The sequence below is a fragment of the Kocuria aegyptia genome (assembly GCF_039530085.1).
Classification (GTDB): Bacteria; Actinomycetota; Actinomycetes; order Actinomycetales; family Micrococcaceae; genus Kocuria; species Kocuria aegyptia.
On the sequence record NZ_BAAAOA010000015.1, the window covers coordinates 67942 to 81646 of the forward strand.

The 13705-nt window shown below is 66.2% G+C and carries 11 protein-coding genes and 1 pseudogene; 8 read left to right on the forward strand and 4 right to left on the reverse strand.

The genetic code is table 11. The features are described 5' to 3' along the window. Positions 1 to 53 precede the first annotated feature (53 nt). The gene (locus tag ABD220_RS06685; protein WP_425552529.1) at positions 54 to 1103 is read right to left on the reverse strand and encodes a serine hydrolase domain-containing protein; all 1050 of its coding nucleotides are present in this window, start codon (positions 1101 to 1103) and stop codon (positions 54 to 56) included. A gap of 545 nt (positions 1104 to 1648) precedes the next feature. Here ABD220_RS06685 and ABD220_RS06690 point away from each other — a divergent pair. From ABD220_RS06690 to ABD220_RS06720, 7 genes are all read left to right on the forward strand, one after another. Then, entirely contained in the window at positions 1649 to 2458 is an 810-nt protein-coding gene (locus ABD220_RS06690; protein WP_344120953.1) for an ArsR/SmtB family transcription factor, read from the forward strand. Next, positions 2455 to 3024 carry a maleylpyruvate isomerase family mycothiol-dependent enzyme gene (locus ABD220_RS06695; protein ID WP_344120955.1) on the forward strand — a complete coding sequence of 190 codons (570 nt, stop codon included), beginning with the start codon at positions 2455 to 2457 and terminating at the stop codon, positions 3022 to 3024. The genes ABD220_RS06690 and ABD220_RS06695 overlap by 4 nt, the downstream gene beginning before the upstream one ends. 312 nt (positions 3025 to 3336) lie before the next feature. Continuing rightward, a complete protein-coding gene (locus ABD220_RS06700; RefSeq protein ID WP_344120957.1) occupies positions 3337 to 4164 on the forward strand; it encodes an AraC family transcriptional regulator in 828 nt (275 codons plus the stop codon). Beyond that, complete coding sequence (locus tag ABD220_RS06705) at positions 4161 to 4586, forward strand: VOC family protein (RefSeq protein ID WP_344120959.1); 426 nt, start codon at positions 4161 to 4163, stop codon at positions 4584 to 4586. Before ABD220_RS06700 ends, ABD220_RS06705 begins: the two co-directional genes overlap by 4 nt. A gap of 189 nt (positions 4587 to 4775) precedes the next feature. Beyond that, complete coding sequence (locus ABD220_RS06710) at positions 4776 to 5030, forward strand: hypothetical protein (RefSeq protein ID WP_344120961.1); 255 nt, start codon at positions 4776 to 4778, stop codon at positions 5028 to 5030. Positions 5031 to 6200: 1170 nt separating this feature from the next. Then, positions 6201 to 8378, forward strand: a complete 2178-nt coding sequence (locus tag ABD220_RS06715) for a LuxR C-terminal-related transcriptional regulator (RefSeq protein WP_425552520.1) — start codon at positions 6201 to 6203, stop codon at positions 8376 to 8378. Between the two features lie 217 nt (positions 8379 to 8595). Next, positions 8596 to 9066, forward strand: a complete 471-nt coding sequence (locus ABD220_RS06720) for a hypothetical protein (protein WP_344120965.1) — start codon at positions 8596 to 8598, stop codon at positions 9064 to 9066. A 192-nt stretch (positions 9067 to 9258) separates the two neighbouring features. On the opposite strand, the pseudogene ABD220_RS06725 reads toward ABD220_RS06720, so the two are convergent. Both ABD220_RS06725 and ABD220_RS06730 read right to left on the reverse strand, forming a co-directional pair. After that, positions 9259 to 9444, reverse strand: a pseudogene (locus ABD220_RS06725) (recombinase family protein); the annotation flags it as partial. A 133-nt stretch (positions 9445 to 9577) separates the two neighbouring features. After that, positions 9578 to 9766, reverse strand: a complete 189-nt coding sequence (locus tag ABD220_RS06730; protein WP_344120967.1) for a hypothetical protein — start codon at positions 9764 to 9766, stop codon at positions 9578 to 9580. A gap of 296 nt (positions 9767 to 10062) precedes the next feature. Between ABD220_RS06730 and ABD220_RS06735 the strand changes: the two genes are divergently transcribed. Continuing rightward, the gene (locus ABD220_RS06735) at positions 10063 to 12477 is read left to right on the forward strand and encodes a hypothetical protein (RefSeq protein WP_344120968.1); all 2415 of its coding nucleotides are present in this window, start codon (positions 10063 to 10065) and stop codon (positions 12475 to 12477) included. A 980-nt stretch (positions 12478 to 13457) separates the two neighbouring features. On the opposite strand, the gene ABD220_RS06740 is transcribed toward ABD220_RS06735, so the two are convergent. After that, complete coding sequence (locus ABD220_RS06740) at positions 13458 to 13694, reverse strand: hypothetical protein (protein ID WP_344120970.1); 237 nt, start codon at positions 13692 to 13694, stop codon at positions 13458 to 13460. Positions 13695 to 13705: the final 11 nt, after the last annotated feature.

Consider the following 13705-nt stretch of genomic DNA (forward strand, 5'->3'; position numbering starts at 1 on the left):
TCCTGCACCGCGAAGTCGCCATCATCGTCACCACCGCCCAATGGCGGAAGGGCTCACGGCCAGGATGCGGTCGTGAGGAGAGCGAAGAGGGGCTCGAAGTCGTAGGTTGTGGTGCTGTTGGTCATGACCACGATGCCCAGGCCCTGTTCTGGGTAGAGGCGCATGACGTTCCAGAATCCGGCTCCGGCTCCCAAGTGCTCGACCCAGTCTCCAGCCTTCTGGGTGGGGCGGCGGAACCAGCCGATGCCGTGGTCGAAGGGCTTGCCCGGGTGCTCGATCACGCGCATGGATCGGGCCGTTTCGGCGGACAGGATGCGGCGCCCCTGGATCCGACCATCACCGAGGTGCAGTCGTAGAAAACGTCCGGCATCCGCCACGTCGCCGACCAGACCGCCGTAGGCGGCTCCGTCGACGTAGAAGGGCCGCAGGCCCAGGTAAGCGCTGTGACGGGTCCCGGCCACCCCGGGTGGGAGCAGGCGGCGCAGCAGTGGATCGGCGGCGCGCGGGGCACGTACGTAGCCGGTTGCGGCTGGAGTGCCTGGGCGGTAGGCGAACCCGGTGCCGGTCATACCCGCCGGATCCAGCACCGCTTGCTGCAGATAGGACGTCACCGGCATACCGCTCACTGCTTCAATGCTCTGGCCCAGCGCCAGATAGCCGATGTTGGTGTAACGGGCCATTTGCCCCGGGGCGTGCCGGTAGGCGCGTGGTCGGCTCATCACCGACCGCAGCAGGTCCTCGACCGCCGGCGGCTCCTGCTCGGCCGGGTGGACCCATCGCAGCGGCAGTGGATTGGACAAGCCCGCGGTGTGGGTGAGCAACTGCCCCACCGTGGGCTGAGAGGCACTCGGGGCGCGCAGGTAGTCCACGTAGTCGGCCGCCGGGGCGTCCAGCTGAAGGCGACCGTTCTCGACCAGGGTCATGGCGGCAGTGGCGGTGACGATCTTGGTCATGGAGAACCACAGGTACGCCGTCGTCGGAGCCGCCGGTGCCCCAGTGGCCGGATCGGCTGTTCCGAACCCACCGGCGTACAACGACCGTTTCGAGTCGACCACGACAAGGGACAGACCCGGGATGCGTCCGGTGTCCATCATGGTCGCCACCGCTTCCGCCAACCATTCAGGAGTCTCCCCTGGCGAGTCGGTGGAATCATCGGGGTGGTGCTCGGACGGATAGCTGTGCATGGCATCCCCCAGGTGCGCGGCTCAACGGACGTCGCAACGCCACCTTGAAATCCCATCGCTGTGCCGTCAAGGCCAGACCCGTCCACGCCGCCCGGAAGACGGAGTTCGCCAAGACGATGCTCCAGGCCTATCGGCACCACTCAACGACGAATCCCGCCCCGGACTCATACGGACTGCAGAGGACCGCTGCATCAGCAGGGGGAACATCTGCCGCAGCACAGTCCGCCGCTAACCGGGCCATATGTAAAGCGAAGGGGGTGGAACCGTCCGGAACACGCGCCGTCCGTGGAGCATCCAGGAGTTTTCCGGTGCCCTCTTGTCTCTGGCGCGGACAGACCGGGACGACCTGTGGCACTGGGTACACCCCAGTGCATTACGCGTCATCAGTGACTTGACGCTTATGCCGATGAGCACGCGCCAGGGTGCTACTTGATTATGCAGGCAATCACCTGCATAATAGTCGCATGAGCAAGCCTGAAAGCGGGCTGGACGCAGCATTCAAGGCCCTGGCCGATCCGACCAGGCGTCTGCTACTCGATCGACTCCGGGAGCGGAACGGCCAGACGCTGACCGAGCTGTGCCACAGCCTCGACATGACCCGCCAGTCAGCAACACAGCATCTCGACCTCCTCGCGGGCGCCAACCTGGTCACCGTCGTACGGCACGGGCGGCAGCGTCTGCATTACCTCAACCCCGCACCAATCCACGAGATCGGTGAGCGCTGGATCGGGGCGTACGACGCTCCCCGACTGGCACAACTGAGCACCATCAAGCGACGAGCAGAGGAGAACGCCATGACCGAACCCACCACACCCATGCCCACCTACGTCTACGTCACCTACATCCGCGCCAATGCCGAACAGGTGTGGACTGCCCTTACTGACGCGGATCTGACCGCACGCTACTGGGGACACTCCAACGTCTCCGACTGGCAAACCGGCTCACCGTGGGAGCACCGGCGGGTCGATGGCTCCGGCGCCGTCGACGTCACCGGAACCGTGCTCGAGGCCCACCCACCGACCCGCCTAGTGATCACCTTCGAGGACTCCGTCGAAGAACGCCCCCACGGGGCATCGGTCGTCACCTTCCTCGTCGAGCCCCACGACGACATCGTTCGGCTCACGGTGACCCATGAGAACCTGCCCAATACCGCCATGCTGGAAGGCATATCCCGTGGTTGGCCCGCGGTGCTGGCAAACCTCAAGTCCATGCTCGAGACCGGGGACGTGCTGCCGACCGCCCCTTGGGAGATGTCAGAGGCCGGGCACGCATGAGCAGTGAACTGTTCCGAGCAGCAACGGACTACGTCCGCGATGTGACGTCAGGCTTGAGCAATGACGCCCTGGGCTTTTCCACGCCGTGCGATGGCTGGGACACAGGCACAGTCGTGCTCCACCTTGCCGACGTGGCGGCCGCACTCGTCAGCTTGGTGGAGTCCGGCGAGATGCAGATGCCGGACTCGCCGAGAACTGATGCGGCCGACCCGGTGGCGAAGTTCCACCACATCGTTGCTCAGTTGGAGGCGGCGTTGTCGACCGCGCCTGACACGGAACGGGCAGAAGCCGCGATGCAGGCAGGGACGATCGAGTTCACCATGCATGGCTGGGACATCGGCATGGCTTCAGACCACGGTCACAAGATCCCGAAGCAGCTGGCCGGCGAGGTGCTGGAGCTCGCTACAGCACTGATCAGCGACGATGCACGTGGCACCAACTTCGCGGCACGCGTCAATGCCCCTACAACGGCTCTGATGAGCGACCGCCTGGTTGCCTTCCTCGGACGCCGGCCTGTCGAGCTGGGAGTGGTCGACGACCGCGACGTCTCCCGCAATGCGCCGTAGGCCACCCTCATCTACCGCGATCCGCTCGGCATGCTGTGAAGCGACCACCGCTTGGGCCGGCCCTGTGTCCGTCGATCCGAGGCCAGTAGGAGGAGGCAGATCCCGGGCCGGGTGCAGTGTTCCCTGACCCATATCGCCCGAACCCCAAGAATGGTGAGTCGTTCCGTAGTACGACATGGGGCAGCGCGGCCAGTGATGGTCGGCGACCAGAGATATCCGCAGGCCGCCGACGTGCAGGCACAAGAGTTCGTCTCGGCCCTGCACGCTGGGGGAAGAGTGACCCGGCTTGGTGTCGGGGCGCATGCTGGCTCCATGGAGTTCGTCCAGCACCTGCCTCCACCACCGCTGGCTGCTTTCGTCACCGCAGCCTGTGGCTACCGAGTGCCGGCCTACCCCTCGGGCTTGCACCGGGGTCTGCCCTCGTCCTCGATGACCTTGGTGATCGAGCTGGGCGGTCGGCTTCGGACCACGGGGTTGAGCACGGAGATCAGCTCGCAGGCGGTGGTGTGCGGGCTGCACACGCGTCCGGCGCTGATCGACGCGCGCGCCCCGATGGACGGAGTGCAGTACGCCCTGACCCCGCTGGGGTCACGGGCGCTGCTGGGCGTGCCCGCCGGCGAGCTGCACGATCGTCCGGTGGAGCTGGCCGAGGTGCTGGGATCGGCGGCGGTAGACGTGGTCGACCGGCTCCACGAGGCCCGCACGTGGGACGAACGCTTCGCCGTTCTCGACCGAGCCCTGGCGACCCACCTCGAGGATTCCGTTGCGCCGGTGCCGTCCGAGGTGCTCGAGACGTGGCGGCTGGTGATGACCGGGCAGGGACGGCTGCCGGTGTCGGCAATCGCAGCGCAGGTGGGCTGGAGCCGGCGGCACCTGGCGGAACGGTTCCGGTGGGCCACCGGGCTCACTCCGAAGCAGCTCTCCCGGGTGGCCCGATTCGAGGCCGCCCGCGCCCTGCTCACCGACCCCACCGGACCCTCACTGGCGCGGACGGCCGCACTCACCGGATACGCCGACCAGTCCCACCTGGACCGGGAGTGGCGCGCACTCGCCGGATGCAGTCCCACGACGTGGATGCGCGAGGAACTCCCATTCGTCCAAGACGATTCCCCGTCCTCCGCGGCAGACTCGGGAGCATGAACGAGAACAGCAACCACCCCACCGCCGGCTCACCCGCTCCGAGCGTGTGGCCCAGCCTCAGCTTCACCGACGTCGACGCCGGCATCGGCCTCCTCACCCGGACCCTCGGGTTCACCGTCACCGCCCGGTACCAGGACGAGAACGGGACTACGGAGCACGCCGAGGCTCGCTGGCCCGACGGCGGCGGGGTCATGTTCGGCTCCCGCGGCACACCCGGTGCCTGGGGCGCCCTGGGCCCGCAAGGGGTCTACGTCGTCGCTGCGGAGCCCGCCACCGTGGATCGAGCCTGGGCCCGGGTCCAAGAGAGCAACTGGGTGGAGATCCTCGAGCCGCTGACGGACACCGACTACGGCTCTCACCAGTTCACGATCCGCGATGGCGACGGCAATCTGTGGACCATGGGCACCTACCGCGGCGCCTGAGCCGCCGTGGGTGGACGCCGCGGCCCACGCTCCACCCTGCGCCTCCTGCGCCTGCAACACTGCAGTATGGCCATAGATCTCCCGGACCAGTCCCCGGGGACGTCGTCCTCCCCCGAGCGGTGGAGGAAGAGCTGCCGGCGGTGGCCCCGCTGCGCTGCCTCCGCCATCCTGAGCGGTCGGTACTGCCGCGTGAGCGCCGCTGACACCGTCACCGCCCTGTATCGCCAGTGCGTCGGAGACGCGCTGGACGCCGGCTACGACGACTTCGACGCCGCGCTGCTCAAGAACGTGCCGTCCAGGTCATCACGCAAGCTGTCTCCGCCCACCTGTACCTCCAAGGAGGTGTCGACGGCCTTCAGTTCGGATCCCGGCACGGCGACGAGCTGGACCTGTGGTGCCTCTACGAACAACCCCATGACTCGCGCATCAGCGCACACCTGCTGAAGCTCGGGGCGTTCGACCTGACCCCAGAAGATCCTCGACTACACCCGCCAACAGGACATCGGCAACATGCTCGGGAAGAACCCGCGGACACCCCGCAGCTGCAGCAAACGCTTGAGATGCTCGGACGGCGCTGGGCATCAACGGCACAAATCCAGACGACCTGGGTGCACCACAGGCCCGAGGAAACGAGTCGCATCAGATGCGAGAACTCCCGTCAGTCAGTGGCCGGTAACCCGCCATACGTAGAGCGGAGGGCATCGGGCGGCTCTTGCACGCGTGTCCAGCAGGAACCTCTCGGCCGTCCCGGGACCACGGCTGCCGCTTTCATGCCCAGAACGCAGGACACCCGCTGTAGAGCCCTACTGCACTACTGGTGTTGGGGGCGGTGGGGTGGGCATCCTGGCCGGGATTGCAGGCCCAGGGGTGGTTATGGCCAGCAGTCGTGGTCCGGAGCCGCGGCACCGACAGTGGCCGGACTTGGTGTGATGGACGCGAGCTTGAACCGTTTGACGACCAGCTAGATGCGGGCCCGGTGCGAACGCCGAGCCACCTTCCCGGGCTGCTGCGACTGGTCTGTGTCCTGATTTCCCATCGGCAGCTCACCACCAGAAAGAAGGTTCTATGAGGGCTGCGCGCCGGTGGAGGCGACCTCGCCTCCACCGGGACCGGGCGATTCACGGCTGCGTTCCGCAGCCTGTACAGGGGCCGGTGCTGGTGGTCGTTGCTAGCCCTCGCCGCACGCGGGAGGGACGTGCGGTACGGACCAGAGGCGGACCACTTCGTATCCTTGCAGGGCTTCCAACAGCGGCTGGAAGCTGCCGGAGACCACGCAGGTGAGGACCGTCCCCGAGACGTTGACCTCGCTGACCCCGGCGGCCCGCGCCAGACGTGTGGCTGGTGGTGTTCTCGTGAGATGAACCTCGACCCGAGAGGTGACCACTTTCTGATTCATCCCATGGACGATACGTGCCCCAGCGGGGTAGCGGATGCGGGTAGTGACGGAGTTGCCACTGAAGGTGCGGGACAACCGCGTCGTTCTGATGCCGGTGATACGGTCATCGGATGGCGAGGCGGAGCGAGCCGGCGGGGAACCTACCTGCGGAGGCCACCAGCTTTGTGGGGCGGCGGCGAGAACTCGGTGCGGCCAAGAACAGGTTTCAGACCGCCCGCATGGTCTCCCTGGTGGGCCCGGGAGGCGTGGGGAAGACGCGGCTCTCCCTTCGTCTGGCCGGGCAACTGAGCCGGAACTTCCCGGACGGCGTCTGGTTTGTTGAGCTCGCTGAGGTCCGTGATCCCACGCTGGTCGCCAGCACAGCACTGGCTGCCCTGGGCCTGCGCGAGCACGGCAAAGGTGACCCGGTGGCGGCCTTGTGCGCGCAGGTGCAGGACAAGCGGCTGCTACTTGTGCTCGATAACTGCGAGCACCTGATTGCACAAGTCGGGCAGCTGGCGAGCAGGGTACTTAAGTCCGGGCCCGGGGTACGCATATTGGCCACCAGCCGGGAACCGTTGGGCCTGATCGAGGAACATGTCGTCCCGCTGCCGCCCTTGGAGCTGCCGCCCCTCGACACCGAAGACCTTGGAAAGATTCGGCTCAACGAGGCTGTCCAGCTCTTCATGGAACGGGCCGCGGCCGCCTCGGGCGACTTCGAGCTCACAGGTGACAACCGGTCGTCGGTCGTGGAGCTGTGCCGTCGGCTGGACGGGATACCCCTGGCCATCGAACTGGCCGCGGTCAGGACCCGGGCCCTAACACCTGCGCAGATCTGTGGGCGGCTCGGGCGGCGTTTCTCGCTGCTGACTGGAGGGTCCCCGGCGGCTCTTCCAAGGCACCAAACACTCCAGGCAGCGATCAAGTGGAGCTACGAGCTGCTGGATGAGCAGGAAGCCCACATGCTGCGGCGGCTCAGTGCCTTCGCCGGCCGGTTCCAGATGGACGATGTGGAGATGGTCTGTCTCGACGAGGACTCCGCGTCCGCGGCCACCGAGCTGCTGTCCTCCCTGGTGGACAAATCGCTGGTGGTCCGCGATCTCGCAGCGCGCACGCCCTGCTATCGCCTCCACGAGTCCATGCGCGAGTTCGGTCACCTCCACCTGGTCGAAACCGGTGAGATCGACTGGATGTACGAGCGGCTGGCCACCCACTACACCCGCAGGTGCGGCCAGTTCGCTGCCGAGGGCCGTCACCGGCTGCTGCCGTGGCTGTTCTGGATGGAGCTCGAAGCTGACAACGTCCGTGCCGTTCTCGACCGGCTTACCCTCGCCGGCAACCCGGCGGGCCTCGACCTGGCCGCCAGCCTGATGTACTTCTGGATCACCCGGGCAACCAGCGAAGGTGCCCGGCGTTTCGACCGTCTCCTCGACACGGGCGATGGCGGGGCCCACCCGGTGGCGCACTTCGTCCGCGGCTTCTTAGCTGTGCTGCAGAACGACCCGCAGGTGGCCACCCGCAACCTTCTCAAGGGAATTGAGGCTGCGCGCGTGCAAGGACTGGACGCTCTCCTCGCGCAGCTGTTAGCGATGGCCTCCATTGCCTCGACCATGTCGAATCACCCAGGTGCTGCACGACGTCAGCTCGAAGAGGCCAAGGCCATCACCGCGGGCATTGACGAGGTGGGTGCCACCCTCATGGTGCACCAGGCGTCCGCGCTGAACGGCCTCCTCAACGGTCACCCCTCGGCGGTCATCGCCTCGGCCACCCCAGGGGCGGCCATGAGCCGCGAGATCGGCGACCAGTACAGCTTGGTGATGATGCTGATGAACCTCGGACTCGCCACCCTGCAGCTGGGCAGGACCACAGACGCTGAGCACCACTTCCTGGAAGCACTCGCCATTGCCCGGGACCTCGATGACCGGGTGGCCCAGTGCTACCTGCTGGGCGGCCTGGGATGCTGCGCCTCAAGGCGGCAGGAGCCACGGCTGGCCGCCCGGCTCTTCGGTGCCATGGAGACGCTGCGCGAGGAAGCCGGGGCCACGTTGAACACCGGAATCAGCCGCGCCCTTGACCCGGCCACGGCGACGGCTGCAGCGGCGCTGGGGCCCTCTCGATTCGCTGCCGAAACCGCCACCGGCCGCTCGCTCGAGCGCGCCGCGGCGGTACGGCTTGCCCTGGGAGAGAAACCTCCACCCTCCGACCCGTCGGCTTCGGCCACCGGCCCGGCCCCCTTGGGCCGCCGTGAACTGGAGGTCGCCCGGCTCGTCGCGCAGGGCTGCACCAACAAGGAGATCGGCGCCCGTCTCTTCCTCTCCGAACGAACGGTGGAGAGCCACGTGCGGAACACGCTCAACAAACTCGGCTTCAGCAAACGCGCCCAGATAGCCGCGTGGGCGGCGGCCCACGCCGACTGAAATTTCGATGTCCGGTTCAGTACCGGCTCCGTCGTTCCACTGATTCCACCAGCACCGGACCCGCCTACGTTGGAAATCGCTCCCACGGTCAGCTGATCGGACGGAGCCCGTTCGGATCTCCCGCTTCACACCGAAGCAGAGAACGAACATCCAACAGACGCAGCGGCCACCCCGGGTCCATCCGGTTCAGCCCTGTCATCACCCGGAGGAGACCATCATGCCCACTGCCCCGATCGCCGACTGTCCCGCCGTCGACACCACCGCCGCCGCCGCGCAGCACGGCGGGAACGACGGGCTGTCCACCCGCCGTCTGAACATCATGCGCTTGGGCTACGCGTTCATGGGCGTGGGACTGGTCATCGTCAAGTGGCCGCTGTTCGCCCAGGGCGTCCACACCTTGCCGTTGATGGAGGGCGTAGTTGCCTGCCTGCTGGCGGCCATGTCGCTTCTGGTGTTCCTTGGCCTCAGGTACCCGGTCAAAATGCTGGCGATCCTGCTGTTCGAAGCGGCGTGGAAACTCATCTGGTTCGCCGCGGTCGGCCTCCCCCTCCTCGTCTCCGGCGATGTGGACGCCGCAGCCGGTGAACTCCTCTTCAGTTGTTCCTTCGTCATCGTGATCATCGCGGTCATACCGTGGGGATACACCTGGCGACGGTTCGTCACGGCGCCAGGAAATGCCTGGCGGTAACGGTGACAGCTTCGCCCGCCGACTCGGGTCAGGTGTGCAACCAGTGACAACCAGAGCCAGCTGGGTAGAAATCCGGTGTCTGTGTGAGTAAGGCATCCGATAACGGATGCCGGAAGAGATCCACGAATCACGGCATCTGGACATACCCCTGATCAGGTCAGTGACAAGGAAACCGGGGGCAGTCCCGATCTGCGAATCCGTGATGCGTTCGCGTTTGATCTCCAACTCCATCTGGGCCAGGGCGGCCATGACGGTGAAGACCATCGAACCCATCGGGGTGGCGGTGTCCACGTCTCCCCCACCGGGGTCGACCACCCGCAACCCGGCACCACTGTCCCTCAGCGCCTCGGCAAAGGCTCGCATGTTCCGCCTCGACCGACGGTGCCCGCACAGGAACCCTTACTGCAACGTCGTTCTCATGGAAATTGGCCGCTAGCCGACCTTACGTAAAGTCCTAAAGACCTTACCTGCGGGTTCCGCACATCGCGAGGTTCCGGGTGAGGGCCTTGATTCATCGGAGCGACTTGCCTACCGACGAGCGGCGCACATACGACGATCCGCACAACTTGGTTGCCTCGCCCCGGCACATGTTCTCAGGAAGGGCCTCGGCCTCACACAGCTCGCTGCGACCGCGCCCGGCATCACGCACATCCGGCCGTGTCAGCAATGTGATGCCCTCATACCCGTTGTTGTGGGTCATGAGGTTCTTGTCACTGGTGCGGCGTTGAATTGAGGAGCGGGCCGGCCGCTACCAGCCCATGGTGCGCTGTCGGCTGGCGGAAAGTGCCTCATCGTGCAGCGCCCCGGGCACATATGAACAGCCGATCGTCCCGGACGTGGTCAACATGATCCGACGTACTCTAAGACATGGCACAGGCTACCCCGGAGAAGCGCCCGGTGGACGTCCGGCGGGGGGCTGCGCGAGGCGTCGAGCTGCGGACCGACACGGCGCGGGTGGTCCCTGCTGCTGGTGGCCAGTACGCGCCACGGCGTCCCTTGGACGCCGTCACCGTCCGGTCACTGCAGCGCAGTGTCGGCAACCGCTCGGTCCAGCGATTGCCCCGGCTATACGCCTCCACCGCGCCCGCTGTCGGTACTTACGGCCCGGTGATCCAGCGTGACGATACGAGCGAGATCACGCGAATGAGTATCACGGCCGAGTACACCAAGGGGCTGACCCCGGACCAGCTCGTGGAACGCCTCCGGCTCGTCCAGATCGAGATGAACCTCCTAGATCGCCGGGGGGAGCGGCAGAGCCTCGTGTATAGCACCCTCTACACCAATCGGCGCCTGCTGCGTGACGCGTTGGGCGATGCCGGGCGAACGGCCGAGCAGGAGATGGTTGCGTCGCTCTACAAGATGCCGCTCCTGAGCGCGCCGGACTCGGCCAAGCTTCGGCTCGCCATCGGGGGATCTCGAGCGTGGGAGGCCCTCGAGCACCGCAACTCGCTTGTCCGGTCGTTCCACCACAACCAGCGCCGCGGGATGGGCATCGCCAACTTCACCGTGGAGAGCCGCGACCGGCGTGCCCTGGCCGACGAGGCGCTGAACCGGGAGTTGGCCGCTCTCGGGATGTCGTCACCTCAGCAACTCGTCGAGCTCATGACGGTGCAGCTGCCGACCATGGTGCTGCAGCGGGCGAAACTCGTGGCTCTCGGGATGCTGGACCAAAACGAGGAGGCGGTCCAGCACGAGCTGGAGCGATACGGCCCCGCCGCCGACCTGCGAGACGTCGCCGGGCTGCAAGCGGCCGATCATGAGCTGCTGCAGCGCGAAGAGAAGATCCGCAGCCTCTCCGCCCGGATCGACAGCCTCGAGAACCGGCAGCAGCGCAATTCGAGCCGAGGTATGGGGATCGCCAACTTCACCACCAGCAATATCCAGGAAGCGGCGGCGGTCGGTGAGCAGCTGGAGATCGCACGCAGTGAGGCCAAGCAGGTCCTGGCGCAGTACTCCCTGCGGTTTCCTGTCCTCGGCGCCACGGAATATCGCCCAGGCATGTTCGCCGGCCTCACGCCGCAGCAGGCTGCCGCCCGGACAGCTGCGCCCCTGAACAGGGTGCTCTCGAACATCGCGAAGGTCCGCAAGGAGATCCAGGCTGACGAGCTCAAGGTCTGGAACATCAACCGTGCGATCTCGGTGGCGATGCTGGAGATGGGTATCGCCGGGCAGCCGCACATGGCACGTGCCGTGCAGAAGTGGATCGAGCGTAGGGCGATGGACGAGGCGTTCAAGGCCCTGGTGCTTGCAGCGACCGCCATCCTCACCACCGTGCTGTCCGGGCCGTTCGCGCCCTTCGTCGGTGCCGCTTGGGGCGGCTACTTCGCGGCGAAGGGCATCAACCAGTACGTCACGGAGGTCGCGGCTGAGAATGTCGCCCTCGACCCCGAGGTGCGCGACATCTCGGCGAACGAGCCGAGCCTCCTGTGGCTCGTCGTCGACATCGTCGGAGCCGTAATCGACCTCGGCGGCATCCTCCGCGCGTTGCGACCCGTCGCCCGGGCGGCGATGGCATCGGGCAAGATCGCCGACTTCGCGCGACTCGCCCGGCGGCTGGTCCCAGAGGCGGCGGAACGCCTGTTGATGAGCCTACGACGGCGGCTCCGCGGCGCCGAGGCGGCCTCCGACGTCGCCACAGGGGCACGCGGTGTCAGCGGCGCCAACCGGACCCTTGCACAGTATCTCGACGCTCTGCGTCAAGAAGCCCGAGCTCCGGGAACCATGCCAGGGCGGTGGGACCACGCGAACCAGCCACGCGGACTGCCCAACTCGCAATGGGAGCCGGGCATGCCGATGGACATGCCCAACACCGCCGGCAACTACCCGACGTACGACATTGCCCGACCGCGGTACTGGCGCAACCGGGCACATGCCGAGCTCCAGGCGCGGCAGAGCGGCGCAGCGACGCATGTCCCGGGCAACACGACCGACCCCGTCAAGGGCCTGACCAACCCACAACTCACGGACATGATGAGTTCCGGCCGCGCCCCGCGCTACGCGTTCCCCAACACTCCTGGCCAGACGTGGGAGCTCGAGCACGGCATCCCGCAACGGGTCGGTTCCGCACTGGTGGATCTGGGACTCTCCCGCGCCGACGCCGCCCGCTTGAGCCGGGCCTCGGACCCGCACAACCTCATGGAGGTCACCCCTCTGGAGCACTCCTTCCATGACGCCGAGGCACACGGCTTCGGCTCTCTGCGCGGCGACCGCGCAGGTGATCTGTGGGGCGGCACCCGTGCGGCGGACTCACGCCTGCAGAACTCCCTGAGGGACATGAGCGACGCCGACCTGATCACCCTGATCGACCGGACCCGCGGCATGGATTTCACACGCACCGCACGCACGCGCCAGCTGCTGGCCGACATCCGGGCAGCGTGCACGGGGCGCCGACTGCCCGTCACTCCTCCCTAGTGCTCCGGTACCACGAGGCAGGGTCCGGTGTAGCGTCGAGGCAGTTGGCTCGCACCAGGCAGGGAGCCGTGGTCGACGCGGAATGTATTCCTGAGGGTGTCGACGTAGAGCACGCCCGCGTGCAAGCTACCGATGATCAAAATCTCCCTTCGGTGCTACGACCCGTTTCACGAAACTGATGCTGCGTCACAGGACGATCTCATCAAACGAACCATTGATGGGATCGTCAGCTGCGCGTCTCCACACCCCGGGCACCCCGATATTTCACCGTCACCGCCTCTTCCCATCAATGTGTCCCACGAGAGTGCTCTCAGAATCTCTGCAATGGAACCTTTGACGGGACACCGGGGAACGGAACCGCTGTCACGCCTGCGCAACGCGCGGGTGAGCTTGGCCCAGCGGGACACAGCACTGCTGATCCGGAATCTGGAAGCCGCTGGCTATGAGCGCATCCAGGTTCAGGGACTCCCATTGCGACGTCAACATCGTGGAAAGTGTCCGGTAGCCGGACCATATGTATAGCAAAGTCGAACCGCTTTTACACTCGGTGTCCACCAACGGACCAGCGACTGCACGGTTGCGTCCTCGGACCTCGGATGTATCCGCCTCGCGGGCGAGCCGAATCGCGTGTCGCCTGATCGTGCATCAGTCCCATCGTCGGAGCGGCGCTGCCTAGCGTCGAGATGCCCATTGAACAGATGCTCGGGATTTCCGAGAGAAGTCCCGTACCTGAAACCCAGTCTGACCCTGCCTTTAAAGATGTTGCCGACAACGAGGATGCCGTTCATTCCTTGTACAGGCGCGCCCATGTACTTCCCATCCTCCACGATGTCGGAGTCAACCTCGAGGATCGTGCGGCGGGCACTCAAAAGCATCTGACCGCGCCATTCCGGGCGGGCTGCAATGAGGTCGTCGATATGCTCACTATGGTTTCATAGTTGCTCTCCGATCGGGCGTCATGGGGAGTCAGCTCTGGCGGGTCAGGCCTCGGAAAGCCCTGCAAAAGCCTTCTTGGTGTCGCGGTACCATTGCATGCCCTTGATCGGGTTCTTCCAGCGGCCTTTCATCGCCTCGTGGGCCTGTTGGTGGGTCGAGTCGCCGGACCGGACGGCTTCCTTGAGGTGCCGGTCTTGGGCCTTGATGACGTCGTCCGCGGTATCGCCACGAAGCGCCAGGTCACAGGGGCCGCCGAGTTGCTTGCAGGTCATGATTTTCATGGTTGGTTCCT